Source organism: Taibaiella helva, from assembly GCF_003545695.1.
Taxonomy (GTDB): Bacteria; Bacteroidota; Bacteroidia; order Chitinophagales; family Chitinophagaceae; genus Taibaiella; species Taibaiella helva.
In genome coordinates, this window is sequence record NZ_QUZZ01000002.1 from 375,542 (window position 1) to 399,814 (window position 24,273).

At 52.8% G+C, this 24,273-nt stretch carries 18 protein-coding genes; 7 read left to right on the forward strand and 11 right to left on the reverse strand.

Features of this window, described 5'->3' with window-relative positions:
- Nucleotides 1–115 precede the first annotated feature (115 nt).
- The 6 genes from DZC79_RS04405 to DZC79_RS04430 all read right to left on the reverse strand — a co-directional run bounded on the left by DZC79_RS04405 (nucleotide 116) and on the right by DZC79_RS04430 (nucleotide 4,545).
- Nucleotides 116–985, reverse strand: coding sequence for a helix-turn-helix domain-containing protein (locus DZC79_RS04405; protein ID WP_118950341.1), 870 nt, complete (start codon nucleotides 983–985; stop codon nucleotides 116–118).
- Between the two features lie 214 nt (nucleotides 986–1,199).
- On the reverse strand, nucleotides 1,200–2,645 hold the full coding sequence (locus DZC79_RS04410; RefSeq protein WP_118950342.1) for a Glu/Leu/Phe/Val family dehydrogenase: 1,446 nt from the start codon (nucleotides 2,643–2,645) through the stop codon (nucleotides 1,200–1,202).
- 40 nt (nucleotides 2,646–2,685) lie between these two features.
- A complete protein-coding gene (locus DZC79_RS04415) occupies nucleotides 2,686–2,934 on the reverse strand; it encodes a CcmD family protein (protein ID WP_157976917.1) in 249 nt (82 codons plus the stop codon).
- Entirely contained in the window at nucleotides 2,894–3,592 is a 699-nt protein-coding gene (gene ccsA / locus DZC79_RS04420) for a cytochrome c biogenesis protein CcsA (RefSeq protein ID WP_118950344.1), read from the reverse strand. The genes DZC79_RS04415 and ccsA overlap by 41 nt, the downstream gene beginning before the upstream one ends.
- Nucleotides 3,593–3,738: 146 nt before the next feature.
- Nucleotides 3,739–4,191: a DUF6194 family protein gene (locus tag DZC79_RS04425; protein WP_118950345.1), complete on the reverse strand. Its 453-nt coding sequence runs from the start codon at nucleotides 4,189–4,191 to the stop codon at nucleotides 3,739–3,741.
- A 96-nt stretch (nucleotides 4,192–4,287) separates the two neighbouring features.
- Nucleotides 4,288–4,545, reverse strand: coding sequence for a hypothetical protein (locus tag DZC79_RS04430; protein ID WP_118950346.1), 258 nt, complete (start codon nucleotides 4,543–4,545; stop codon nucleotides 4,288–4,290).
- 284 nt (nucleotides 4,546–4,829) lie between these two features.
- Here DZC79_RS04430 and DZC79_RS04435 point away from each other — a divergent pair, with 284 nt between their 5' ends.
- Complete coding sequence (locus DZC79_RS04435) at nucleotides 4,830–5,513, forward strand: hypothetical protein (protein ID WP_118950347.1); 684 nt, start codon at nucleotides 4,830–4,832, stop codon at nucleotides 5,511–5,513.
- A 78-nt stretch (nucleotides 5,514–5,591) separates the two neighbouring features.
- Here DZC79_RS04435 and DZC79_RS04440 read toward each other — a convergent pair whose 3' ends face one another.
- The gene (locus DZC79_RS04440; protein ID WP_118950348.1) at nucleotides 5,592–8,858 is read right to left on the reverse strand and encodes a zinc-dependent metalloprotease; all 3,267 of its coding nucleotides are present in this window, start codon (nucleotides 8,856–8,858) and stop codon (nucleotides 5,592–5,594) included.
- Between the two features lie 211 nt (nucleotides 8,859–9,069).
- Here DZC79_RS04440 and DZC79_RS04445 point away from each other — a divergent pair, with 211 nt between their 5' ends.
- Nucleotides 9,070–9,570 (forward strand): NADPH-dependent FMN reductase, encoded by a 501-nt coding sequence (locus DZC79_RS04445; protein ID WP_157976918.1) that lies wholly within the window; start codon nucleotides 9,070–9,072, stop codon nucleotides 9,568–9,570.
- A 73-nt stretch (nucleotides 9,571–9,643) separates the two neighbouring features.
- Nucleotides 9,644–12,244, forward strand: coding sequence for a M1 family metallopeptidase (locus DZC79_RS04450; protein WP_118950350.1), 2,601 nt, complete (start codon nucleotides 9,644–9,646; stop codon nucleotides 12,242–12,244).
- 46 nt (nucleotides 12,245–12,290) lie between these two features.
- Here the strand turns inward: DZC79_RS04450 and egtD are convergent, their stop codons facing one another.
- From egtD to DZC79_RS04465, 3 genes are read right to left on the reverse strand one after another with little or no spacing between them, the layout of a single operon-like run.
- Entirely contained in the window at nucleotides 12,291–13,304 is a 1,014-nt protein-coding gene (gene egtD / locus DZC79_RS04455; RefSeq protein WP_118950351.1) for an L-histidine N(alpha)-methyltransferase, read from the reverse strand.
- A gap of 53 nt (nucleotides 13,305–13,357) precedes the next feature.
- Nucleotides 13,358–14,521, reverse strand: a complete 1,164-nt coding sequence (gene egtB / locus DZC79_RS04460) for an ergothioneine biosynthesis protein EgtB (protein ID WP_118950352.1) — start codon at nucleotides 14,519–14,521, stop codon at nucleotides 13,358–13,360.
- 10 nt (nucleotides 14,522–14,531) lie between these two features.
- On the reverse strand, nucleotides 14,532–15,920 hold the full coding sequence (locus DZC79_RS04465) for a mercuric reductase (protein WP_118950353.1): 1,389 nt from the start codon (nucleotides 15,918–15,920) through the stop codon (nucleotides 14,532–14,534).
- 126 nt (nucleotides 15,921–16,046) lie between these two features.
- Between DZC79_RS04465 and DZC79_RS04470 the strand changes: the two genes are divergently transcribed.
- Together DZC79_RS04470 and DZC79_RS04475 are read left to right on the forward strand one after the other, a co-directional pair.
- Nucleotides 16,047–16,445, forward strand: a complete 399-nt coding sequence (locus DZC79_RS04470; protein ID WP_157976919.1) for a hypothetical protein — start codon at nucleotides 16,047–16,049, stop codon at nucleotides 16,443–16,445.
- 195 nt (nucleotides 16,446–16,640) lie between these two features.
- Entirely contained in the window at nucleotides 16,641–17,507 is an 867-nt protein-coding gene (locus DZC79_RS04475; protein ID WP_118950355.1) for a hypothetical protein, read from the forward strand.
- Between the two features lie 44 nt (nucleotides 17,508–17,551).
- Here the strand turns inward: DZC79_RS04475 and DZC79_RS04480 are convergent, their stop codons facing one another.
- Nucleotides 17,552–18,760 carry a hypothetical protein gene (locus DZC79_RS04480; protein ID WP_198666768.1) on the reverse strand — a complete coding sequence of 403 codons (1,209 nt, stop codon included), beginning with the start codon at nucleotides 18,758–18,760 and terminating at the stop codon, nucleotides 17,552–17,554.
- A gap of 223 nt (nucleotides 18,761–18,983) precedes the next feature.
- Between DZC79_RS04480 and DZC79_RS04485 the strand changes: the two genes are divergently transcribed.
- Together DZC79_RS04485 and DZC79_RS21100 are read left to right on the forward strand one after the other, a co-directional pair.
- Nucleotides 18,984–20,816, forward strand: a complete 1,833-nt coding sequence (locus DZC79_RS04485; protein WP_198666769.1) for a cytochrome-c peroxidase — start codon at nucleotides 18,984–18,986, stop codon at nucleotides 20,814–20,816.
- 107 nt (nucleotides 20,817–20,923) lie between these two features.
- Nucleotides 20,924–24,145: a metallophosphoesterase gene (locus tag DZC79_RS21100; protein WP_157976920.1), complete on the forward strand. Its 3,222-nt coding sequence runs from the start codon at nucleotides 20,924–20,926 to the stop codon at nucleotides 24,143–24,145.
- Nucleotides 24,146–24,273: the final 128 nt, after the last annotated feature.

Below are 24,273 nucleotides of genomic sequence, written 5' to 3' on the forward strand. Positions count from 1 at the left end.
CAGAATTGTACGGAGATAGCATTCCCTAAAGGCGGGATTTCAGTTGTTAAATATTGCACAACAGATGCCGGCGCAACTGTCTGGCAGCCGGATACCTGCCATTGCAAATAAAGCGTTAGTCTTGTTGCACCTGCCGGCGGAAATTACCGGCAGAAAAGCCGGTATGCTTGCGGAAGAAACGGTTGAAATAAGCAGGGTCTTCAAAGCCCAGGTGATAGCTGATCTCTTTGATGATATAGCCCGAGTGGAGCAGCAGGCGCTTGGCTTCTATAATCAGGCGTTCTTTGATCAGGCCATTAAGCGTCAGACCGCTGTGCTGCCGGCAAAGCTCATTCAGCTTCTTTACCGACACCAGCAAATGCGTGGCATAGTAGGAGGGAAGATGCTGCTCCCGGTAGTGGGCTTCCAGCGCCTGCTTCAGTCTGGTGAACAGCATAGACTCGGCCCTTACATGGGGCTGATCCGCTGTTTGGGCAAATTGTCCGCATTTCAGCAGCAGAATATGCAGGTAGCTGCGTACGATATCCATATGAATGCGGGTGCCGGCAGCGCCTTCCTTGCTCATGGCGTAGGAGAGCTGCTGCAGTTCGGCAAATTGTTCCGCTGTCAGTGTCAGAACGGGAGCTCCGTTGCTGTGCATATGCAGCAGCCGGTCGGGTGGGGCGGCATTGGCCGGATCGCCCAGATAATAGAAGTCGGAGGAAAACAGCAGAATGGAACCAAAGCTTCCCGGCTCCCGGTTCACCTTATGCACCTGGCCGGGCAATACAAAATGGATGCTGTGGTCAGGGATAGGATAGGTATCGAAGTCGATCTCGTGTGTACCGCCACCTTTGTCGAAAAGGAAGATCTCGTAGTAGCTGTGCCGATGTGGCAGCGAAGGATCGTATTGAGAGCTGCGGTCCAATGCAATGTATTGGAACATTATCTCCTCTTCCTGCTGCTGCGGAAAATTATGTGTGGGTATGAGTGCGGCTTCCGTCATTCTTGTATAAACAATAGACGGAAAAGTAAACACGGGGGATAGGGTCAGGCATTAAAATGTGGGCAAAAGTACCGGCATACCGGGAGCCCCATATGCTATGACCGGCGCGGATTACAGCATATTTAAATAAGGAAATGTCAAGCCGTAAAAAAAACAACAGGGCCACCGAAAAAGGCAGCCCTGTTGGCAATATAAAATACGATCCGTATTACGATTAAGGGAAAATACCCAGCTCTTCGTAAGCCACACCGATCTTATTGATGGAGCAGATGAAGGCGGCAGTACGCAGGTCTTCAACGCCGGAATGGGATTTGAAGGCTTCGCGGATTTCATGATAAGAGGTGATCATTGTATCTTCCAGGCCGGAGTACACCAGGTCCACTTCATCGGGGCCATGCAGCAGCACCTTACGCTCGATCTCGTTGGCGCGCTTGCCGGTCATGCTTTCCATGGTTTTCAGGATCTCGCCGAACTGGTTTTCGCTGAAACGCTTTTCCAGGCGGCCGTAGCGTACGTGGCTCAGGTTTTTCAGCCACTCGAAGTAAGATACGGTTACGCCACCGGCATTGAGATACATGTCGGGCACCACAACTACACCTTTCTGGTTCAGGATAACGTCTGCATCAGGAGTCAGCGGGCCATTGGCGGCTTCACCCACGATCTTGGCCTTAATGTTGGCTGCGTTGCCGCCATGGATCACGCTTTCCAGCGCTGCAGGGATCAGGATATCGCAATCCAGCTCCAGGGCATGGGCGCTTACGGGGATATTCTCTGCTCCGGGGAAGTTAAGGATAGAGCCGGTTTCTTTACGGTGGGCAACTACTTTTTCCAGATCCAGTCCGTTGGGGTTGGAAATAGCGCCTTCGTATTCAGCCAGGCCAACCAGGATCGCACCGCTTTCCTGGAAATATTTGGCAGCGTGATAACCTACGTTACCAAGACCTTGTACAACGATTTTTTTACCGGCCAAACCAGTGGTCAGGCCCAGGTTCTTCATGTCTTCGGCAACATTACACAGCTCGCGGATACCGTAGTAAACACCGAGGCCGGTAGCTTCTGTACGGCCGCGTACGCCGCCTTGCGCGATGGGTTTACCGGTTACGCATGCCTGGGCATTCAGCTCGCCGGGATTAAGAGAAGCATAGGTATCTACGATCCAGCTCATTTCACGGGCGCCGGTACCGTAGTCGGGGGCCGGTACGTCGATGCCGGGTCCGATAAAGTTCTTTTTGGCCAGCTCAGAGGTATAACGACGGGTGATCTTCTCCAGCTCGAAGGGTGTGTACTTTTTAGGATCGATCTTGATGCCGCCTTTACCACCACCAAAGGGAACATTCACCATAGCGCACTTGTAGGTCATCAGGGCAGCCAGGGCCATTACTTCGTCCTGGTTTACATCCATACTGAAACGGATACCACCTTTACAGGGCAGCTTGTGGTGGGAGTGCTGCACACGGTACGCTTCAATTACCTCTACACCGTCGCCGATGCGTACCGGGAATTTGATCTGGAGAATGGAGTTACAGGCTTTGATTTGCTCGAGAATACCTTTTTCAAAACGGGTAAATTTCGCAGCCTTGTCGAAGTTGCGCTCAACGCCCTGGAAAAAGCTGTATTCAGTGTGACCTGAAGTAGTAGTTACTGTTGCCGTAGAAGCCATAAAATTTAAAATAAGTGATGAATTACTTAGTCTTGATCAACTAATGCTTGTTGTTATTTTGATTGCGTTCCAGTTTCTTGATTTTTCGCTCCAAAAACACCAGAAATAAAATAATGCCGGCAAAAATAGTGCAAATAACCAATAGAACAACATAAATTTTGCCTTCGGAACGGAAAGTATCGGCCATCTCCGGGCGCTCCTGCGCATGGCAGAAAACCGGGAGCAGGAACAACAGGGTGAGTAGACGCTTACTGTTGATCAGGGCCGAAATGCTGCGAAAGATCTTCATTGAGTATATCCTTTTTTTCTAAGAGTTTCAATCGTATGGTCAATGTCGTCATCCATACGCCCAGCAGTATCCACCCGATCACAGCCGGGTAAAATACCATACGCATACGGTTGTCGAGATCGTAGGTATTGAAGCCGGCATTGCCGCCGCTGCCGGGATGCAGCGAATCGGCCAGGCTGGGCAGGATCCAGATAAAGGGGATCATAAGGGCGAAGGCAAAAATATTGTACACCGCGCTGATCTTGGCCCGCTTGTCGTAATCGCTTATCGCGCCGCGCAGCGCCAGGTAGGCAAAGTAGGAAAGCATGCTGAGCGCTGCACCCAGCTGTTTGGGATCGTTGCTCCAGGGTTCGCCCCAGGTATAATTGGCCCATTCCATACCGGTGACCAGTCCCAGCGCGCCAAACACCAGGCCGATATTAGTATATTGCACTGCACAGATGTCCTCCTTAAGGTTGCCGTTGCGTAAATAGCGGATGGAATATACCAGGCTGATGGTGAACAAGGTCATCATGCCAAACCACATGGGTACGTGAAAATAAAGATTGCGGATACTTTCGTGGATAAGGGCGAGGGCAGGAACGGGGAACAGAAGGCCGCCGATAATCGTATAGATCAGCAACGCCACACAGAGAATTTTCCACCAGGACTTTCGCATGAAGCAAATCGGAATTGGTAAGGCAGCCTGAGCCGCAAAATTTGCGCAAAGGTAGGTGGGTTTATTGAAATAAAGCCATTCGGGACAGATCATTTTTAATATCCCGGCCATAGCGGCTGTTCCAGCGGTGCTGCTTTCCCCGAGGGCTATTCTCCGGTCCCCGCTTTGGATATGTTCCTGTCTTTTTGTACGGCCAGGCTGTAAGCCTCTTCCAGGTAAGGCCAGAACTGTTCAAATGTTGCGTTGGTGGGATTGAGCACAGAAATCCAGTACATATTCCCGTACATCGGGTGCGGCATCAGTGTGTCCAGAGCGGCAAAATCGGGACCGCTGTCTACAAAGCCGCCAATGCCGGGACGGGAGGGAAGATGACCGAATAACGCTTTGAAGCTGTCTTTGCCTATGCCGGCATTGAGCCGGAAAACGCCTTCCCTGCTAAGCAGCGAGATATGGTCAAACTCGTTGTCCGAAGTCACAACGGTAGCGAAGGGAAAACGGTTGTCGGCGCCGAATAGAAAAAACAGATCGCCATCCGCTTCCTGGACATAGCTGTCTTTCAGGCCGGCAATGATCTTTTCTTTGATCAAATCGAGCTTCATCGGAGTAAACGGTTAAATCGGTTGTGCAGAACGGCAAATATAATTAAAAGCCGGCGTACCAGTCTTTATCGCGGCATAAAGACCGGGAAAATACTTTTATTTTTCCCTGGCTTTTTCCTCTTTTTCCTTTGTTTTCTTTGCCTTCCGGGCTTCCTGTTTGGCTACATGCTTCTCATGCTCATTTTTCCAGAAGTCCCGCTGGTCCGTGCCTACCTTTTTCCAGAATTTTTTGTGCCGTTCTTTTGTCTCTTCGCGGCTTTCCTTTTTCTCTGTTTTGGCCTTCTTTGTTTCCTGCGCACGGGCGGGCTGTTGCAGCAGCGCGATCGCGAGCAGAAGCAGCAATGCTTGTTTCATGGGTATGCTATTTTGTTTCTGCCTCAAAAATAAGAATTAAGGATAGGGCTGTGCCTGGCCCCAAAAGCTTTCCTGCTGCCCGGATATGATCAAGACTGCCTTCTCCCGGTTGTGAAATCCTTTATACAAGCGGTATTCACCAGGATATTCTTTCAACCCTTACCGTCTTTGCAGCAACAACGGAAAGTCTGTTATACTTTTCACAATACCGGTTTCCCGGTACCACTTCTGCACTGGTAGCAAAGTACTTTTGCCCGCAGTTTTGAAACAAACCGATATTGAATATGAAAACAAAACGTACTTCCCGCTTTTCTTGGAAACAGCTGTTCCTCGCCGGTCTGCTGCCTGCCTTTATTGTCCTGGTCGCCTCCTGTGGCAAAGACGATAATCCCGGCCCTGATCCCGGCCCCGCCCCGACAACCGATTCGCCCGGGCACATCCCCGGTATGGGCGAATTCGGCGGCACGCTGCAAGGTACGCCCTATGCCTTTCCTTCAGGTGTAAGCCTGGTCAATGATACGCTTTTCGGCGATAATCCTACTGAAGATACCGTGTTTGCGACCAGGGGCCACGGCAGCTATGTTGACGTGCACCTGGTGCTCTACAACAGCGGCCCCCAGGTGGTATGGCAAATTCCGGGCGGACTTACCTTTGAATGTTTTGACCCCGAATACCAGAACGGCATCTGCGCCGAGACCAATAGCATTACCCTGCCCGCGCACGATACGGTAGTGGTGCTCATCCAGGCCTACTGCATCAACGCTTCCAAGCATCCCAGCGGCGATTACTTCAAGCTGGGGCCGGTAACCAACTCGGCATCCATGAACGAGCTGATCGAGCTGTTGCGCAACAAGGCCGTGCCTGATGGCGAAGGCGGCGAGGTGCAAAGCGCGGTGTGGGCCATTTCTGATCATGACGGCCTGAGAGAATCGAACCGTACGGATATTGCAGGTATGCCCAATAAATAATTTCCGGATAATAAAAGAAGAGGCTGGCTCCAAAAAAAATTACGGAGCCAGCCTTTTTCTGTGTAAAAAGAATAGCGCTTATCGTTTGCTGAGCTTCACCGCGAAGCCTTTGCCGCTGAGCAGGTACAGGCCCGGCGCCAGGCCGGCAACGCTGAAGGTATAGCCGTCGTGGTCGATAAGGTGCTGCTGCAGCATCCGGCCGCTCATATCGGTCAGCCGGACATGCAGCGGCAGTGTATAACCCCTGACCTGTATACTTACCTGGTTTGTGGCCGGGTTGGGAACGATCGTAAGACCAGGCTGGCCGCTGAAGTTCAGGACCGCGATATTGCTGTACCGGGAATCGCCATCGATCCCGTTCGCTTTTACACGGTAGTAGTTGTTGCCGGGTATCACGCCTGTATGCCGGTAGCTGTATCGGCCTTCCTGTTGTTTTGCCGCGTCTTTGCTAAGGGTCTTAAACAGGCTGAAGCGGCGTCCGTCGCTGCTTTGCTCCAGCTGGAAGCCTGCGATACCCGCTGTGCCCCCTGTTTGCCAGTCAAGCCGGGCTGCCTGTTGCTCCTGATGCGCCGTTAGCCGGATAGCATCATTAGGTAAAGGGTTGTTGGGGCTGATATTCACTTGTACCTTATTGGTGCTGATAGCTACGCATTCATTGGGGCCGAAGCTGGCATTGGCCAGGTTGGCGAATGGCTGATTGAGATAAGTGTTCAGGTTAAGCGAAGGGCTGTAGGAAACACCGTAAACTGTATAGCTTCCCGGCCCCCGGCTTTGCAGGTTGGGCGATGTGGTGCTGATATCAATAATAGTTCCTGCATTGTTGATCACCAGGAAGGCGTAATTACCGGGCGGGGTTTGTAGCTCCGGATAGACTTGTGCCGGGCCGCTGATGTTGACCCTATAGGTGCCCAGGTTGTTCGTACCTCTTCTCATTACAGCAAGCGTATAGACACTGTCGCGTTTACCGGTAAAAGTAAAGCTACTGCTGGTAGAAGTGCTACTGCTGGTTGGGCTGGTAAAATAGGTAGTGCTGCCGTAGGCGTAGTTATTGCAGGCGCCGGCATCAGTGGCTATCAGGCCACCCTGGCCATAAATCGTCATATAAGGGTTGGCTGGTAACGTGTACAATGTTCTTCCGATAGTATAGGTACCTGGCTGCGCCACCCGGAAGCGGTACAGGTCATACCTGCCGTTATACCCGGTACCTGTCCTGCAGGTCGAATCGGTAGGGCTGTTGCGGAACCCGAGGACACCGGTCGGGTCAGTAGCTGTTATTTCCCCGGCGAAGGTATCCACGCCCTGACCATATATGGGGAGCAGGTCCAATTGCAGCGCGGCGTCACCTTGCAATGCGTTGACCGGATCGGCGGGCCATATCCCTGATTGTTGCGCTGTAGAACAGATGGGTTGAATAGTGATACCGGCATTATTGATATCGAAAAAGATATTTCCCCGTGCTGCTACCATGATCCTGCCGTTTTGTGTGTTGATATTAGGAACGGTTATAGCAGCCGAGCCATTGTTGGGAACGGAATCCTGTAAGATATGGTCGTAGCTGAGACCATCTGCAGCAAACAATATTTTTACACTTTGTGTATTTACCGGCGCCTGGTTGGTGGCCGCAACATCCCAGGTTACGGTAGCGGCCGAGCCGCCGAATAAGGTAAGCGGAGTATTCTGGCTGCTGACCTGGAAAGGAGCTGTTCCGGTGGTCCTGATCAGGAGGGTATCGACACTGGTGCCGCCGACGCCGGGATGATTGTCGCGCACGGTAGCCCAGAACGTGAGCAGCCTCGGAACGGAAGACAGCACTTCAAATGCCGGATATATATTGGCACGCAAGCTATCCATACCGGGGATATATCGATAAGGCCGGCTGGCGGGCTGAAAGGAGCGTACTATAGGGCCGGTAGCTGTGGCCGGGGTAGCCAGCACCGAGTCGCCGGTACCCAGGTCCATCTGCTCAAAGGAATAAAGCAGGTTGTTGTCTTCGGCGTCGGTCGCATCGGCATATAGCCGGTAAGGTGTAGATATGGGAATAAAGAAAGTATCATCAGAAGGCGTAGTGATCGCCGGGGTAGTATTGACAGCCCCGGTGGTATAACAGCTGCCCGCGGTGCTGTTGGTAAAAGCCTTCATCTGCCCTATGGAGCCCCCGTGAAAATAATTGGTGGTGTTATAAGAAGTAAAGGCAGGGGGGCAACCCGAATAGGCCATTATTGTCGAACCGCCGCCGGGCTCCCAGGCCGAGTTGGGTCCAAAGGAACAGTTTGCGGCATTGGAATTATGGGTATGGCCACCGCTTAGCTGGTGACATATCTCGTGGCTGGCTGCCCGCAACAAGTACGAGGTAGGATTGAGCGAATTAAATCCCGCAGTAGCTTTCCCTTTATTATTATTCCAGCAGGCTCCTCTTACAATGGCGCACCCCCCGAAATTGTTATAGAATATTGTAATGCCCAGGTCGTAGTCGGTGCTGCTCAGGTTATTGCTGAAGCTGGTATGAGAAGCATCCAGCTGGCCGCAGGACCCCTGGGTAGGATCGAACGGGTCGGTGGTGGGATCGGTATAGATCAGGTTATTGTTCGTCACCATGGTAAACCGTATGCCCATATCTCTCTCGTATATGGCATTCACATTATTGATCAACGCCGTAAGATTGGCAATCGCATTGGCCTGGCTGCCGCTGGCATTGGTATATTCTCCGGTACAGGCGACAGCAAGGCGGTATATACGCAGGGAATATCCTGTAGAGGGCGTTAAAGTCGGTTTCTGGCCGATAGCTTCTTCCGTGAGCTGCCGGGTGATGTCGTCTCCCATGCTGCATACGGCTAATGGCGCCTGCGCATCGGGCCGCCCGGCATCATCGAAAACATCGATCGTCGCGAGGTGTTCCTCACCCGGTACACCATCCGGGGTACTGATATACCAGGTATAGCCACCACGTAGCACAATCCCGTAGACCTTGTCTTTATAAGCGCTGAGGTGGATCAGCTCGCTTTTATCCTTGCTGTAGCCGCTGTAGGTATGGACCGGCACTTTGGGGGCGCCATCAGTTTGATGTAACAGCTGTGTCTCTTCCAGGAAAAATTCCGTCATATGGCCGTCAGGAGCCGGCAATACCAGGCGCACGGCAGCAGGTTTTAGCGCGTTGTTTTCCCGAGGTATCCGGCTCAATAAGGAATGGAGCGCCAACCGATCGGTATAATACGAAGCAAAGCTGCCTTGTGCAGATGGATCCGGAGAAGCTGCCGTAAGGCGTTGCCAGGTCTGGGCGCTGGCTGTCAGCATGAAGCTGCAAAACAAGAGCGTTATTAATGCTTTTGGGATAAAGCTTATATTCATAGCAGTATATTTTAGGGTATCCTTATTTATGAGCTTATATCGCAAAGTAGTAGATTCCTTTTAATGGCCCAGGGTGAATTTCCGATCACCCTAAATGTTAAGAGGGCGCTTATTGCTGTGTAGAAAACGCCTGATAAGGCTATAGGTAAATATCCGTTGCAGAGCACATCCTTTGCTGTACCTTTACCGCTGCTTTATTTACCAATATCAGATGATTACGATCATATCCGGGACCAACAGGAAAGATAGCCGCACAATACAGGTAGCCACGCATTATTTTCACCGCTTGCGGGAAAAAGGCGAAGCGGTGCACCTGGTGTCGCTCGAAGGCAGAAATGTATTTACCCGCAACGAGGAAGTGAAGCAGCTGGAGCATGAGCTGCTGATCCCGACCGAAAAGTTCATCATGATCATGCCCGAGTATAATGGTAGTTTCCCCGGTGTGTTGAAAGCCTTGCTGGATAGCACGGATATAAAAAAATGCTGGTGGCATAAAAAAGCGCTGCTGACGGGTGTAGCCGATGGCCGGGGCGGCAACCTGCGCGGTATCGAGCACATGACCAATATCCTGCACTATTTAAAGATGAATGTCTATTACGATAAGCTCCCCTTATCCCGTATCAATGAGGAAATGGACCCTGAGGGGCAATTCCTGCACGAACGCACGCGCAACGCGATCCTGGACCAGATCGAAGGCTTCGTGCAATATTGATGGAGGGGCGTAAGCGGAATAATCCCCCTTCACGGGGTAATCCGGTCTTGCCGATAACCCCCAAATTTGCGGTATGAGCCCCACAAAATCCGGTATTTTTGCCCTGTGCCTCTGTTGTTTCCTGGCTTCCTGCAGCGCTTTGAAAAAACGTGCCGCAGCACCGGCAACACCCCTGGAAAATAAAGCAGCCCCGGCCGACAGCCTCCTGGGTATCTATCGTGCCAGCGCAACCAAAGCATGGGAGCTGGTCCATACCGGGATCGATATCCGCTTTCATATCAAAGAGCGCAGCGCTTCCGGTACGGCGGTGCTTACGCTCCATCCTTACTACTATGCAACGGATAGCATTGTGCTGGATGCCAAAGCGATGAAAATAGCGGAGGTAAGCCTGGCAGGTCAGCCGCTTCGCTATAGCTACGATACCTTGCAGCTGAAGATACGGCTGCCGCAACGCTACAGCCGCAAGGATACGTTGCAGCTGCAGATCCGGTACGAAGCGATGCCTTATGCTTTCGCAGCAGGCGGCAGCGATGCGATCAGCGAAGACAGGGGCCTGTACTTCGTCAATGCCGACGGTAAAGAACCTTACCAGCCGGTGCAGATATGGACGCAAGGCGAAACGGAAGCCAACAGTCATTGGTTCCCTACTTTCGACAAGACCAATTTCCGTTCGGCCTTCGATATCACCATGCATGTTCCCGATAGCTTTAAAACTTTAAGCAACGGCCTTTTGGTAAAGTCGGTAAAAGAGACTGGTGGCTGGCGCGCGGACAGCTGGCGGCAGGCGCTGCCCATACCACCTTACCTGGCCATGATGGCCGCAGGTAATTTTGCCATCGTTAAAGACAAGAGCTGGAAGGGCAAGGAAGTGAGCTATTATGTGCCGCAGGAATACGGTGCTTTCGCAAAAGATATTTTCGCCGGCACACCCGAAATGATCGAGTTTTATGCTAACCTGCTGAGGGTTCCTTTCCCCTGGGACAAGTACAGCCAGGTGGTTGCCTACGACTATGTTTCGGGCGCTATGGAAAATGTTTCGGCGAGCCTCTTCGGCGCTTTCAATCTTAAAGATAAAAGACAGCTCGCCGACGATAACAATGATTATATCGTCGCGCATGAGCTGTTCCACCAATGGTTCGGCGACTATGTGACCGCCGAATCCTGGAGCAACCTTACCCTGAACGAATCCTTTGCCGATTACGGCGAGTACCTCTGGGCCGAACATCGTTCGGGCAAGCCCGCATTACAGCTGGCCTGGATACAGGGCCAGCTCAAATACCTGGCCCAGGCCCGCCGCAAAGATTCGCCGCTGGTCCGCTATCACTACCGCTCGCACGAAGAGATGTTCGACCGTGTGTCCTATTCCAAGGGCGGGCTTATACTGCATTACCTGCGGCAGCTTACGGGCGACGAAGCTTTCTTCGATGCGCTGCATCTGTACCTGACGCAAAATGCCCTGTACAGCGCCGAGGTCAGCCAGCTGCGCCTTGCCTTTGAGCAGGTGACCGGTAAAGACTGGAACTGGTTCTTCGACGAATGGTATTACCGCGGCGGGCACCCTAAGCTGTCTGTACAGTATCGTTACGACGATGCCCGGCAGCTGCTTGAAGTAAAGGTAGCCCAGGCGCAGAACGATTCGGCCGGCGTATACATCCTTCCCCTGAAAGCGCAGCTGATCTATGGCAACCAGGCATCGGAAACGGATTGGCTTATCGATAAGGAAGAGCAGACTTTCAGCTATCCTTATCGCAACGGTCAAAGGCCGGTGCTGGTGCCCGATGCGGGGCATTGGATGCCCGGCGAGCTAGAAGACAGGAAAACGGCGCCGCAATGGGAAGTCCAGTTTTTGTACAGCAACGACCGCATCAGCAAACGCCAGGCGGTAATGGCCTGTTCCCTGCTGAAGAACAACGATACGGCGCAGCAGGTACTGGAAGCGGCGCTTGAGGATAAAGATGCATATATCCGCAACCTTGCCATCAACCTGAGGAATTATGAGGTCAATGCAAAAATTTCCGGTACCTGGATCGCGAAGCTTGGCCATATCGCTACCTTCGACCAGGACAGCAGGGCCCGCGCCAGCGCCTTGATCGCGCTGGGCAGAATGGATAACCAAAGCTATGCTTCGGCCTATCAGCAGGCCCTGGACGACAGCTCCTACCTGGTTGCAGCCGGCGGCCTCTATGCGCTTGACCAGGTCAATCATAAGCAGGCGCTGGAATACGCCCGGCAGTTAAAGCCGGAAACCATGAGGGGGAATGCATTGCTGTACCAGGCTGCCGGCGTGATCGCAAAGGAAGGCCTGGCGGCCGACTATGATTTCTTCGAACAAAAGCTGCTGCATCTTTTTGAAGGCATGCGCAGCAGCTTCCTGGGCGCATTTAGCGAGTACATGCTGCAGCTTAAGGATGAAGCTGCCTTCAGCAAAGGGGTAGCCTTGCTCAGCCGTTTATCCGACAATAAAAAAGACAGCGAGAGCAGCTTATACACCGCATCCATTCTTTACCGCCTGCAGGTAAATGCAGACAAACAGGTGAAGCTGGCCACGGAACGTGCAGCGATAGACGAGGCCAAAAACCGCCGGGAGATTGCTGCAGCGGCCTGGCAGCGTTATAAGGAAAGCCTTACCGACGAGCAGCTGAAAGAAGCGGCCGCACAATATGAAAAAGAATAACAATAGGCCAGATGGTTACCTGGCCTTATTGTTATTGAAAACAAGTTTAATGATTGCCCAGTACTGTTTTCAGTGAAGGCACGGTCCAGAGCGTATCGACGAAGCGCTTTTCCCGGTCATAGAAATGCTGTACTGGTGCAAAGCCTGATTTACGCGCCATCTGCTCGATCTGGCGCATATCGTACTTCTGCGATACTTCCATATAGATCGCTTCATCTTTATCGAACGAGATCTCCGTATCGCCGCACAACGTCACTTTCTGCGCTTCGGTGCTGATGAGGTAGCTTTTGCAGGCCCCGGTTCCGGGATCATACACCGGGTAGTGCCTGAATTTTTCCAGGTCGAAGTTACCTTCCAGCTCCCGGTTGATCCGGCGCAGCAGGTTCAGGTTGAACTCACGCGTAATGCCGGCCGCATCGTTGTAGGCATCCAGGATCACCGAAGGGTCTTTCTTCAGATCGAAGCCGATAAGCAACAGGTCGCCCTCGTTAAGATAGGTATGCAGTTCGCGGCAGAAATGCAGCGCTTCTTCGGGTTGCATATTGCCGATCGTGGCGCCGAGAAACAGGACCAGCTTGGGGCCCTGGCTGTAGCGGGCCAGCTCATCCAGCATATGAAAGTATTCGCCGGTAAAGCCTTTGACTGCCAGGCCGGGCAGCTTGCCGGGAATGTTTTGTTCCAGCTGTCCGATCACATTTCCAGAGATATCGATAGGGTAATAATGATTACTGATGCCGCGCTGCAAAGCCTGCTCCAGCAGGAACAGCGACTTGGAAGCGTCGCCGGCGCCCAGCTCTACGATATCGAATCGTCGCTGGTATTGCAGGCACGAGCCGAGTATCGCATTGCTCTGCCTTTGCAGTATTTCGAGCTCAGCGTTGGTGAGGTAATACTCGGGGCTTTCCATGATCTGCTGGAACAGCCTGTCGCCCGTAGCGTCGTAAAAATATTTAGGCTCAAGGTATTTCTGCCGTGCAGACAATCCCCTGATCACATCCCTGCGAAAATGATTATCCGGTACCGACATGCATGTTTTGTCTTGTGCTATCGTTGATTTCATACTTGCGTATTGATTTGATTGACGGTCCGGATCGGGATCCGGATGGGTTTAGTTTACAATGACCGGGCCAGGCGAATGCCGGTAAACTGCCATCGTAGCTCGGGCTGGAAAAAATTGCGGTAGGTATTGCGGCTGTGCCCCGGTGTGGTTGCTTCGGAGGCGCCGCGCAGCACCATCTGGTTCACCATGAACTTGCCATTGTACTCGCCGATAGCGCCTTCAGCCTTGGCGAAACCGGGATAGGGCAGGTAAGCGCTTTCGGTCCATTCCCAGCGGGCGCCCCAGTCGAAGCGGTCGCTGGCGATCTCCCATTCCGCTTCCGTGGGCAGGCGATAGCCGGCCCAGGCAGCAAAGGCCCAGGCTTCGTAATAGCTGATATGGCATACCGGCTGCTTCAGCGGGACCAGTGTCAATCCTTCAGGAGTGTAGTGATACCAGGCATCTTCTATCTGCTGCCAGTACAGCGGCGCCTGCACCTGATGCTGCTTTACCCAGGCCCATCCATCCGAATGCCAGTGCCGGAAATCCTGGTAGCCCTTATCTGCGATGAAAGCCATAAATTCTTCGTTGGTCACCGGCGTATCCCTTATCGCATAAGCCCGGGCATAGACTTTATGACGGCTCAGCTCATTGTCGAAGCAGAACGACTGGCCGGTAGCGCCGATCTCGTACACGCCTTCCGCCACATCGATCCAGGCTTTTTCTGCAATGTCCTTCACGACGGGCCTTTCGTAGGCGGTGGTATAAGCAGGCAGCAGGGGATTGTGTCCCAGTATATATTTAATATCGGTGATCAATAGCTCCTGGTGCTGCTCCTCGTGGTTGAAGCCCAGCCGGAGGATAGCCTGCAGGTCTTCCGGCAGCGTCTCTTCATTAGCCAGGAAAGCGGTCATGGCTTCATCGACATAGCTGCGGTAGCGCCGCACCTCTTCCACTGTTGGACGGCTGAGGTTGCCCCTGTCGGTGCGGATCACACGGGCGCCAACGGTTTCATAGTAGCTGTTGAAAACATAGTTGTACTCCGGGTCGAAAACAGCATAGCCCGGCTGGTGCGGCGCCAGCACGAAGGTCTCGAAGAACCAGGTAGTATGACCCAGGTGCCATTTGGGCGGGCTCACATCTACTACGGGTTGCACCACATGATCTTCCGGGCTGAGGGATGCGCAGATAGCCAGGGTGCGTGCTCTTAATTTCTGATAGGTTTCCTGAAAATTCATGTATATCCTGCTATAGTTCCAACGAAAAGAATAAGTTGTTCAATGATTCCGAAAGGGTGGGGTGCGCAAACATATGCTCCTTTACCTGCTCGTAGCTGAAGCCGGCCACCATAGCCATTTGCAGCACGCTCATGATCTCTCCGCCATTGTTGCACAGCAATGCCGCGCCCAGTATCTTGCCCGAATCTTCGTCCACGATGGCTTTCAGCAGACCCTTCGGCTTATGATCGATGATGCCGCGGGTAGCTTTCTCCATTTCCAGCCGGGCCACCTTGATGCGTAAGCCTTTTGCCCGCGCTTCCTTTTCTGTAAGGCCTACTCTGCCCAGTTCCGGGTCGGTAAACATACAGTAGGGTACAATGCGATCTTTTGTCGAAAGGGATGCGCCTTCCACCAGGTTGCGGTACACGATCCGGTAATCATTATAGGAAATGTGTGTAAACGCCGGTCCGCCGTTCGCATCTCCCAGGGCGAATATACGGTCTGCGCTGGTCTCGAGTCTATCATTTACTTTTATATAACCATGCGCATCCGGTATGATGCCGGCTTTCTCGGGCTGCAGTATATCCGAGTTGGGTTGACGACCGGCTGCAACCAGCAGGTGGCTGCCGGTGACGATGGCAGGAATGCCGTTCTTCTCTATGCGTAGCACGATATCCTGCTTGCTGTTGCGGCTTACCTCTTCCACGCGGGCATCGGTAAGCAGCGTAATGCCTTCCTCTTCCAGGAAGCCAGCCACCGCCTGGCGGATATCCTCATCCTCTTTGTCAAGAATATGACTTTTGCTTTCGATAAGGGTAACCTGGCTGCCGAAGCGACGGAACGCCTGCCCCATTTCCAGGCTTACATAGCCGGCGCCAAGGATAATGAGGTGCTGTGGCAGCTCATCGAGCTCCATAACGGAAGTCGACGTGAGATAACCGCTTTCCTCCAGCCCGGGAAGAGGAGGGATAAAGGGCCTTGCGCCGGTATTGATGAAGATATAATCGGCCGTAAGGACCTGCTGCCTGCCGTCGATACCGGTTACAGTTACTTCTTTATCGCCGCTGAATGCAGCAATGCCCATGATCAGCTCCAGGTTGGAGGTCTTTTCCAGGGACCGTTCGCTGCCATTGCGGAAGCGGGAAACAATGCCGCGTTTTCTTTCGATAATTTCATTGAAATGAACCCGGAAAGCGTCGGTATTATAGATGCCGAGCTCCGGAGCATGGGCTACGGTATAGGCCGTTTTGGCCGAGGCGATCAGGCTTTTGCTGGGAATGCAGCCATCGTTGATACAGGTGCCGCCTACGGCTCTTTTTTCGATCAGCGCGGTCGTATAACCGGCATGGGCCATCTGGATGGCTAATGGTGTTCCTGCCTGGCCCGATCCGATAACAAGGGCATCAAAATGCTTCATGAATAGCGTTGCTTGGTCTGCGGTAGTACAACAAGATTATGCGGGTATTGTTCGGAGCACAATGGGGCAAAGAATCCTCTAGCTTATTGAATGTCTGTACGTAGCTTTGCCGGAAAAGCGGTATTCATGATCGATATAATGGATTTGAGAGCGGGCAATTATATTCATCCCTGCCGGGAGGACGACCCGACGCAGCCGGATACCGGCCGCTACCTGAGGGTGCTTTCTCTTCAGCTGGTGGAAAAGCAGGTCATGGCCAGGGCCGACCGGGATAACACCGGCCTTGCTTATACCGCAGCAGAGATTTTTCCCTGCTCGCTGGAACGGCTGACGCAGATGATCGGCGGACTGGCCTTCGGCGAACACTCGCTGCTGATACAAGCGCCCGGCGCCATCGCCATCGTGCACGAGAACGGATCGGTGATCCCCTTGCCACATGTGCAATACCTGCACCAGTTCCAGAATTTGTTCAGAAGCCTTACTGCGCAGGAGTTCCCTTACAATATCGGCCGGGCGGCAGAATAAGCCATACGCCTCAGGAAGCAGCCGCGGCGCGTATGGATTTATTGTAGCAATATCTAGCAGAGCACTTTTTAATTATTTTCACAAGGTATTGCCTCTTCCCGGCAAGGACGATCTGTATATTTGGAGCTGTACGGAACCTTTTTTGTTTTCCTGTAAGCAGGATAGGCTGCCCTGCGCTCTTTAACCCTTGCGCTCATGAAATTATTCTTCTTGCCCTTGCTCGTCGTGCTGTGCAGCAGCACCGCCTTTGCCCGCTTTGCGGGGCTATATATTTTACCTTCCAAGGATAAGGAGCTGGGCAATATCCGCCTGGTACTGGAGGAATCGGGCCGTTTCTACCTGTTCAGCGGTTACCATTATCGTTGGGGTACCTGGCGGGAGACGGATCAGCACACGGCTGCGTTGACCTTCGGAAAAATGGATGCGGTTGAAGTGTATGTGTGGGGTCCGGAAAAGGAGCAGATAGATTTCAGTTTCCAGGGTTTCGGCAATAAGCAAGCCTTCGTCAATATCGGAAAAGAAGGGAAAGCGGAGCAGGAATTTATGCCTGTATTTGAAAAAGAACCGGCATGCTCCTATGAAAATACGCAATCGGTCGTGCTACCGCGGAAAGAGACCGGCGAAATAACGATCGCATTGAATACCGGCAAAACAGACGGAGAGCGTGGTCTGGTGGATTGTTATGCTTATACGCTCCCGGGAGGAAAGGGCAGGGTGGCGGTTGTGGTCAACGAGGATGCTTTCCTGGAACAACGCAGCGTCAATATTACCTGGAAAGACAAGCGATATACCATAGGCAGCGAAGTCCTGGAAAAACAAGCTATAGCGCTGGATACCTTGCCGGAAGTGCTCAGGGATCAGAGCGCGCTTTTACAGCAGGCGAGAACCAAGCGATTCAGGGAGCATTTTGGCATTCGTGAAGAAGAAGCAATTGAAATGCTGGTACCCCGTATCGCTGCAGACCGGAATATCAAGGTTGAAGGCGGCCCCTTATTTTCCATTGAATGTCCCAACTGGGATGCCGTTCCTATTGACCCGCCACCACCGCCACCGCGTAAATAGAGGCGTTCCGTTCACCGGCGATAGCTGTGCGCTGGTTCCTGGTCTTATGGAGCAGGATCATACTCGTAAGCGACCTGGTACGGCTCGTCTTTCAGCTTGGGCGAAAGCTCGCCTACGGAAAGATCTTTCAGCTGAGGAGTAGGTTCGCATACGGAATATTCGCCGTTCTTATAGCGGATCACAGAGCCTTTGGGCTTGTCGAATTTTACTGCGATGGTTACATGATGTGGATAGGCCAGCACGATCATCGGCAGGTTGTAGATCTCTTTCACCAGGCAGAAAAACAGGGCTGCGCGATCGTCGCAATCGCTGTAGCGGTTGAGCAGGGTTTGCTCGGGCGACAGGCGTTTCTCCTTGCCAAAGTTATCTTGGTCGTTCTCATAGGAAAAAGCGTTGCGGGTAAACCGCATCAGGTAGTCGACACCTTTGCGCTGGTCCATACCTTTAAGCGTATTGCGCAGCTCGGGAATGAGCGTATTGTAGGTCTTATTGCTTAATGGGATATTGAAATAGGACTCGTAATCGACCACAGGATAATTGGCAAACAATGTTTGTACCTGGCTGTTGACCTTGATCCTGAACAGGTAGCTTTTGTTTTTATAGTCAAACTGAATATCCTTCTCCTCGTAATCAGCATCGGTAAATTGCGGCATACGGGTGATCTTGTACGAAAAGGCTTTCCGGCCTTCCGGTATCTTCACGGTCACCTCGTTGGGTTCCTGCGCTGCGAAATCAATCTGCCCGTAATCGTGGTAGTTGAGGCAGACATATTGTTTACCCCTTTTCTGATAATAGGGAATATCATAAATATTCTCGTCGCTTTGCACATAAAAGAGCAATACATCGCCGCGTAGGGCCAGTGTGGCATCGTAGCCCGATTTATTGAGAAGGAACCATTTGTACAGTGTGTACCGGTGATAGTTATCCTTTTTGGGGCTTAGCTGCTGGGCCATTTTCCGGATCAGCTGGTAATACAGCCAGTCGTTGAGCTGGTTCTTCTCTTTGCAGGCCAGCAGGGCATCAATCAACGGTTGATAATGGTTGGTGTTGAAGCTGTCGTAAAACTCCCGGATAGCGCCATTGGAAATAGGATCATGGAAATCGGTGAAGTGCCACTGGTCCAGCTTTACGTCCAGGGTATCGCCGTAGAAGGTGAAATGAATGCGCTGTATGCTGTCCTGGGCACGAAGCTCCGCCCCCCGGGGAAACCACAGGAGAAAGCAGGAGTAGAACAGGAGCAGCATTTTTTTCATGCCTATTTCTTTAATTACCTAAAGTTACGGAAAATTAATAATTACTTAATATTGAGAATTTGCTTTTCCGGAATAGATCATTTTTATAGTTGATATGCGAAGAAATATGATGCATGTTGGCTGTTTTTTACGATGTGGAAATGGTTTGGTAACCCGCGCTTAACATTCTGGTTATACTCCAGGCGGACCTTCGCGCGCCCGGCAGCGCCACTGCCGCCATTTTATGAAGCAGTTGTTGAAATGGGGCCTGGCCCTGTGCTCCGGCATCTTCCTGATCTATACCCTGTCTGCGCTCAAAGTGAACGATGCGCCTGAAGATTCCTGGGCGGCATATTGCCTGTCGCAGTTCCTGCGCGATGCACAAAATTTTTCCGCCACGGCGTCCGGGCTGAAGATGTCTATCGGCGGGCTTTCGGCGTCAGATACGGCCAGCGTTGCCCGTGCCCGGCAGGCCCTGGTCCGCTGCCGCCTTTCCTACAAAAAGATCGAGTACTTCATGGAGTACTTCTTCGCTTACCCGGTGAACCTGTACAACCGGGCGCCGGTACATGAGATTGAAGAGCCTTACATGGAATACCAATCGCCCGTAGGCCTGCAGGTGATCGAAGACCTGCTGTACAGCGAGGATCCTGTTGCTATGAAGCCGGCGTTGCTCGAACAAGCCACCGTGGTGCAATCTACGGCAGCCGATATTCCCGCTACCGTCTATGGGTTCCGGGCCGGTGGGCAGCAGGTGGCCGAAAGCCTGGGCCAGGAGCTTATCCGCGTCTTGGCGCTGGGCATTACCGGATACGATGCCCCGCTCTGTAAGTCGGGCCTTTCCGAAGCTGCCGTGGCCTTACAGTCTTTGAAAGAAGCCTTGCAGGCAAAGGCCGGCGATGAAGGCAATGTCTATGCCGACAGTGCTTTACGCTATCTCGGCAAAGCAATTGCTTTACTACAAGCACCTGTGGCATTTGACCAGTTCGACCGCCTGGCTTTACTGACCGATGCGCTGCTGCCGGCACAGGAGCACCTGAACCATTACCTGCGCCAGCAATATCCCGGCATTGGCGCCGGTGGTGCTTTCAATTATAACGCCCGGCACCTGTTCCGTCCCGATGCGCTGAACCCGGGCGCCTTCGACAGCCGGGCGCTGAGCGATACTGCCGCCGGCCTGATGGCCCTGGGTAAAATGTTGTTCAGCGATAAGCGGCTATCGGGTAATAATACCCGCAGCTGCGCTACCTGCCATAAGCCGGAACGGTATTTTACCGATGGCCTGAAAGGCAGTCTTACTATCGATGAGAAAGCTGCTACCCGTAGGAATGCACCTTCCTTGTTGTACAGCACCTATCAATACGGACAATTCTTCGACGCCCGCGATTCTTCTCTTGAAAAGCAGGTCTATACCGTGCTGCTAAATCCTGACGAGATGCACAGCGACCTGGATGCAGTAGCCCGGAAGCTGGATAACAAGACCTACAGGCTCCTGTTCCGGAAAGCGTTTCCGCAAGCCGGTAAACAAATAACACCGGCCCTGGTCGCCAGGGCCATCGCCGCCTACGAACGTACCCTCAATCCTTTCAATTCGGCCTTCGACCGCTATCTCAACGGCGACCGAGAGGCCATGGATGCCGCGCAGCGAAAGGGTTTCAACCTCTTTATGGGTAAGGCGCTCTGTGGCACCTGTCATTTCGCGCCCTTATTCAATGGTACCTTGCCACCTTTATTCAACCGTACCGAGCTGGAAGTGCTGGGTACACCGGCCAACGGCAGCCTCGACAAGCCGGTAATGGATACCGACAGCGGGCGGTTCGGGGTATTTCCTATTGACTTTTACCGATATGCTTTTAAAACCCCTACGGTGCGCAATGCCGGTGAAACGGCGCCCTATATGCACAACGGCAGCTTTGCATCGCTGGAAGACCTGATCGAATTTTACAACCGTGGCGGCGGTGCAGGCATCGGGCTCAATGTGCCTTCGCAAACGCTATCGGCACGAAAGCTGAACCTGAGCAAGTCGGAGATTGCCGAGCTCAAAAGCTTTATTCTCGCGTTGAAGGATTCCTTATAGATAAATGTCGGATTGTGCTGGTTAACCATTAGGTAACTGTATGTTAAGAAAGGCGTTACAAGGGCATAACAATAACCTTTGAATTTTGCGCGCACAAAACAGAACCAATGAGATTTATTTCTACCTTTTTGTTCCTGCTTGCCGTCCTTGTACCTGTGGGTGAAGCGGGCGCGCAACAAACAATAACACTGAACCGGTCCATAGCTGCCGGCTCGGATGACGCCGAAGAATGTGTCCCCGGCGGCTCCGGCACCGTGGGCGCCATCGACCTTACCAGCTCCGACCTGGAAATTATGCTGGATGGGACCAAAAAGCAAATGATCAGCTTACGTTTTACTAACATTACCATTCCTCCCGGCGCGGTGATCCAGAATGCTTATGTCCAGTTTTCCACCAAAGGCGATAAGAACCCGGTGCTGGGCAACGCCTATCTCTCCATACAGGATGCCGATAATCCTGCTACTTTTAGCGGCAACTTTAATATTACCTCACGCATCCGCGTAGCAGATTCTGTATTATGGCCCGGCAGCACCAGCAGCACCTGGGGTACCGGCAGCGCCGGAGCAGCCGGCCCCGACCAGAAGACACCCGAGCTGAAGACCCTGGTGCAGGCAGTGATCAACCGTTCCGGCTGGGCCAGCGGCAATGCCATGGTCCTTTTTGTCACCGGTACAGACGGTGTGCGCAATGCCAATTCCTTTGATAATGGCGCAGCGGGCGCTGCCAAACTGGTGGTGCAGTATACTTCTTCGACAATACCGCAAATGCCGGTGACTGCTTTCCCTGTTGCTAAGCTAAGCCAGTGGAAATACCTCGACAACGGCAGCAACCAGGATACGGCCTGGCGAACGCCTTCTTTCAACGACAGCAGCTGGAGCTTCGGCCCGGGCAAGCTGGGCTACAGCGATAACCCCGCAACTAACCTGACTTACGGTCCCAATTCCGGCGATAAATACATCACCTATTATTTCCGGAAGCCCTTTACGGTAAGCAATCTTGGCAGCCTTACCGACAGCCTCGACCTTAACATCCTCCGTGATGACGGCGCAGTCGTCTTCATCAATGGCGTAGAAGTATTGCGCAGCAATATGGATGCCGGCCCCTATAACTACCTCACCCATTCCGCCGCGATTGTCGACGGTGCTGATGAAGCCACCTACTTCCATTATTCTGTGCCGAAAAGCGTCCTGGTCAACGGCTTGAACACTATTGCCGTTGAAGTGCACCAGCGCGATGGCACCAGCTCCGATCTGGGCTTCGATCTGGAGCTTACCGAGCATGTGATCCCACCGTCGCCTTCTTTGCTCCGCGGACCTTACCTGAATGCCGCCACACCCGGCAGCATCGTGATCCGCTGGCGTACCGACGCACCTGCGAAGAGCCGCGTGCGTTTCGGCCCCACTGCCGGCAACCTGAACCAGATTGTGCAGGATACGGCGGCTGTTACAGAGCATATCATCAAGCTGACCGGCCTTACCCCTTATACCCGCTACTTCTATAGTGTAGGCTCGCTGACTGATACCCTGCAGGGCGATACGGCTAATTACTTTTACACTTTACCTGTAGCCGGTCTTGCCGACAGCTTGCTGCGTATCGGCGTGATCGGCGATTGCGGCAACAACTCGACCAACCAGCGTAATGTAAGGGATCAGCTGAGCGCTTACCTGGGCAGCAATTACATGAACTCCTGGATATTGCTGGGCGATAATGCTTACTCTACCGGCCTCGACAATGAATACCAGGCCGAGTTTTTTAATATCTACAAAGACCAGTTCCTGAAACAGAACCCTTTGTTTCCTGCACCCGGTAACCACGATTACGGCAACAGCAACAGCTCGCCTTCCGTGACGAACCACGCGCTGGCGCCTTACTACCAGAACTTCACCATGCCCATTGCCGGCGAAGCTGGTGGTACCCCGTCAAACAACCCGGCCTTCTACGCTTATGATATAGGTAACGTACATTTCCTGTCATTGGATTCTTATGGTAAAGAGGCTGATGCTTCCAAAATGTATGATACCGCAGGCGCACAGGTACAATGGATCAAACAGGACCTGGCCAGCAATACCAACAAAGGATGGGTAGTGGCCTACTGGCATCATCCGCCTTATACTATGGGCTCGCACAACTCGGATAATGAGACCGACCTGGTGCAGATCCGGCAGAAGTTCATCCAGATCCTTGAGCGCATGGGGGTCGATCTCATTCTTTGCGGCCACAGCCACGACTATGAACGTTCAAAGCTGATGAAAGGCCATTACGGCAATGAAGCCAGCTTCGATCCCGGTGTGCACCACCTCAGCGCTTCCAGCGGTATGTACGACGGCTCGGCCAATTCCTGCCCTTATATCAAAGACTCTGCCACCAATTACCAGGGAACGGTTTATGTAGTATCAGGATCGGCAGGCCAGCTGGGCGGCCAGCAGAGCAGCTTCCCGTACAACGCGATGTATTATTCCAATGCCACGAACGGCGGCTCCATGATCCTCGAAGTCAAAGGCAATCGCCTGGATGCAAAATGGATCTGCGCCGACGGCGTGATCCGCGACCAGTTCACCATGATGAAGGATGCGAACCGCAGCCGTACGCTCGAGGTGAACAGCGGCAACGACATAACCCTTACCGCCGCCTACAACGGTACTTATAGCTGGCAGGGTGTAAGCGCAAACACCAAGTCGGTAACCGTAAGGCCTACCGATACGACCACTTATGTAGTGAACGACAATTTCAGCTGTATCAGCGATACTTTCATCGTGCTGGCGAGAGCTGTGCCCTTGCCGCTGAACTGGGGCTATATGCGCGCCGGTGTAAAAGATGCGCACAGCAATCTTGTGGAATGGCAAACCCTGAACGAGCACAATACTGCTTATTTTGAAGTGGAGCGGGCTACTGCAGGAGGTGCATTCGCGACGGTAGGTAAAGTGGATGCCGCAGGCAACAGCATGAAGGCGATCAGCTACCACTTTGCCGATGTGCTGATTGATCCGGCACAGCCCCTCTACCTGTATCGGGTGCGCCAGGTTGATCGGGATGGCAAAATAACTTATTCGCAGGTAGTGCCGGTGGGCCGCCGGGGCAAAGATGCATCAGAGCTGATCCTGGCGCCCAACCCGGCCCGTAATGGTGAGATGGTCATCGCGCTTAATGGTAAGGCGGATGTAGAAGCGGAGCTGTTACTTACCGATGTCGCGGGCCGCAAAATGTGGCGCCAGAGGATGACCATCGGCAGCCGGCCGCAGCAATTCCTGCCGCAGCTGCAGAATGGTATTTACTTCCTTTCCGTGAAGTACCCCGGACAATCCTTTACCGGTAAGATTGTCATCAGGTAATCGCTGGAAAACATAGATCATTAAAGGGCAGCGCCGGAAAGCGCTGCCCTTAACTTTTTTTATTTAACGTTAGTGCATTGCAATGTATTTATTCTCAGATTAATACGCTCAATGTTATCAATGCAATA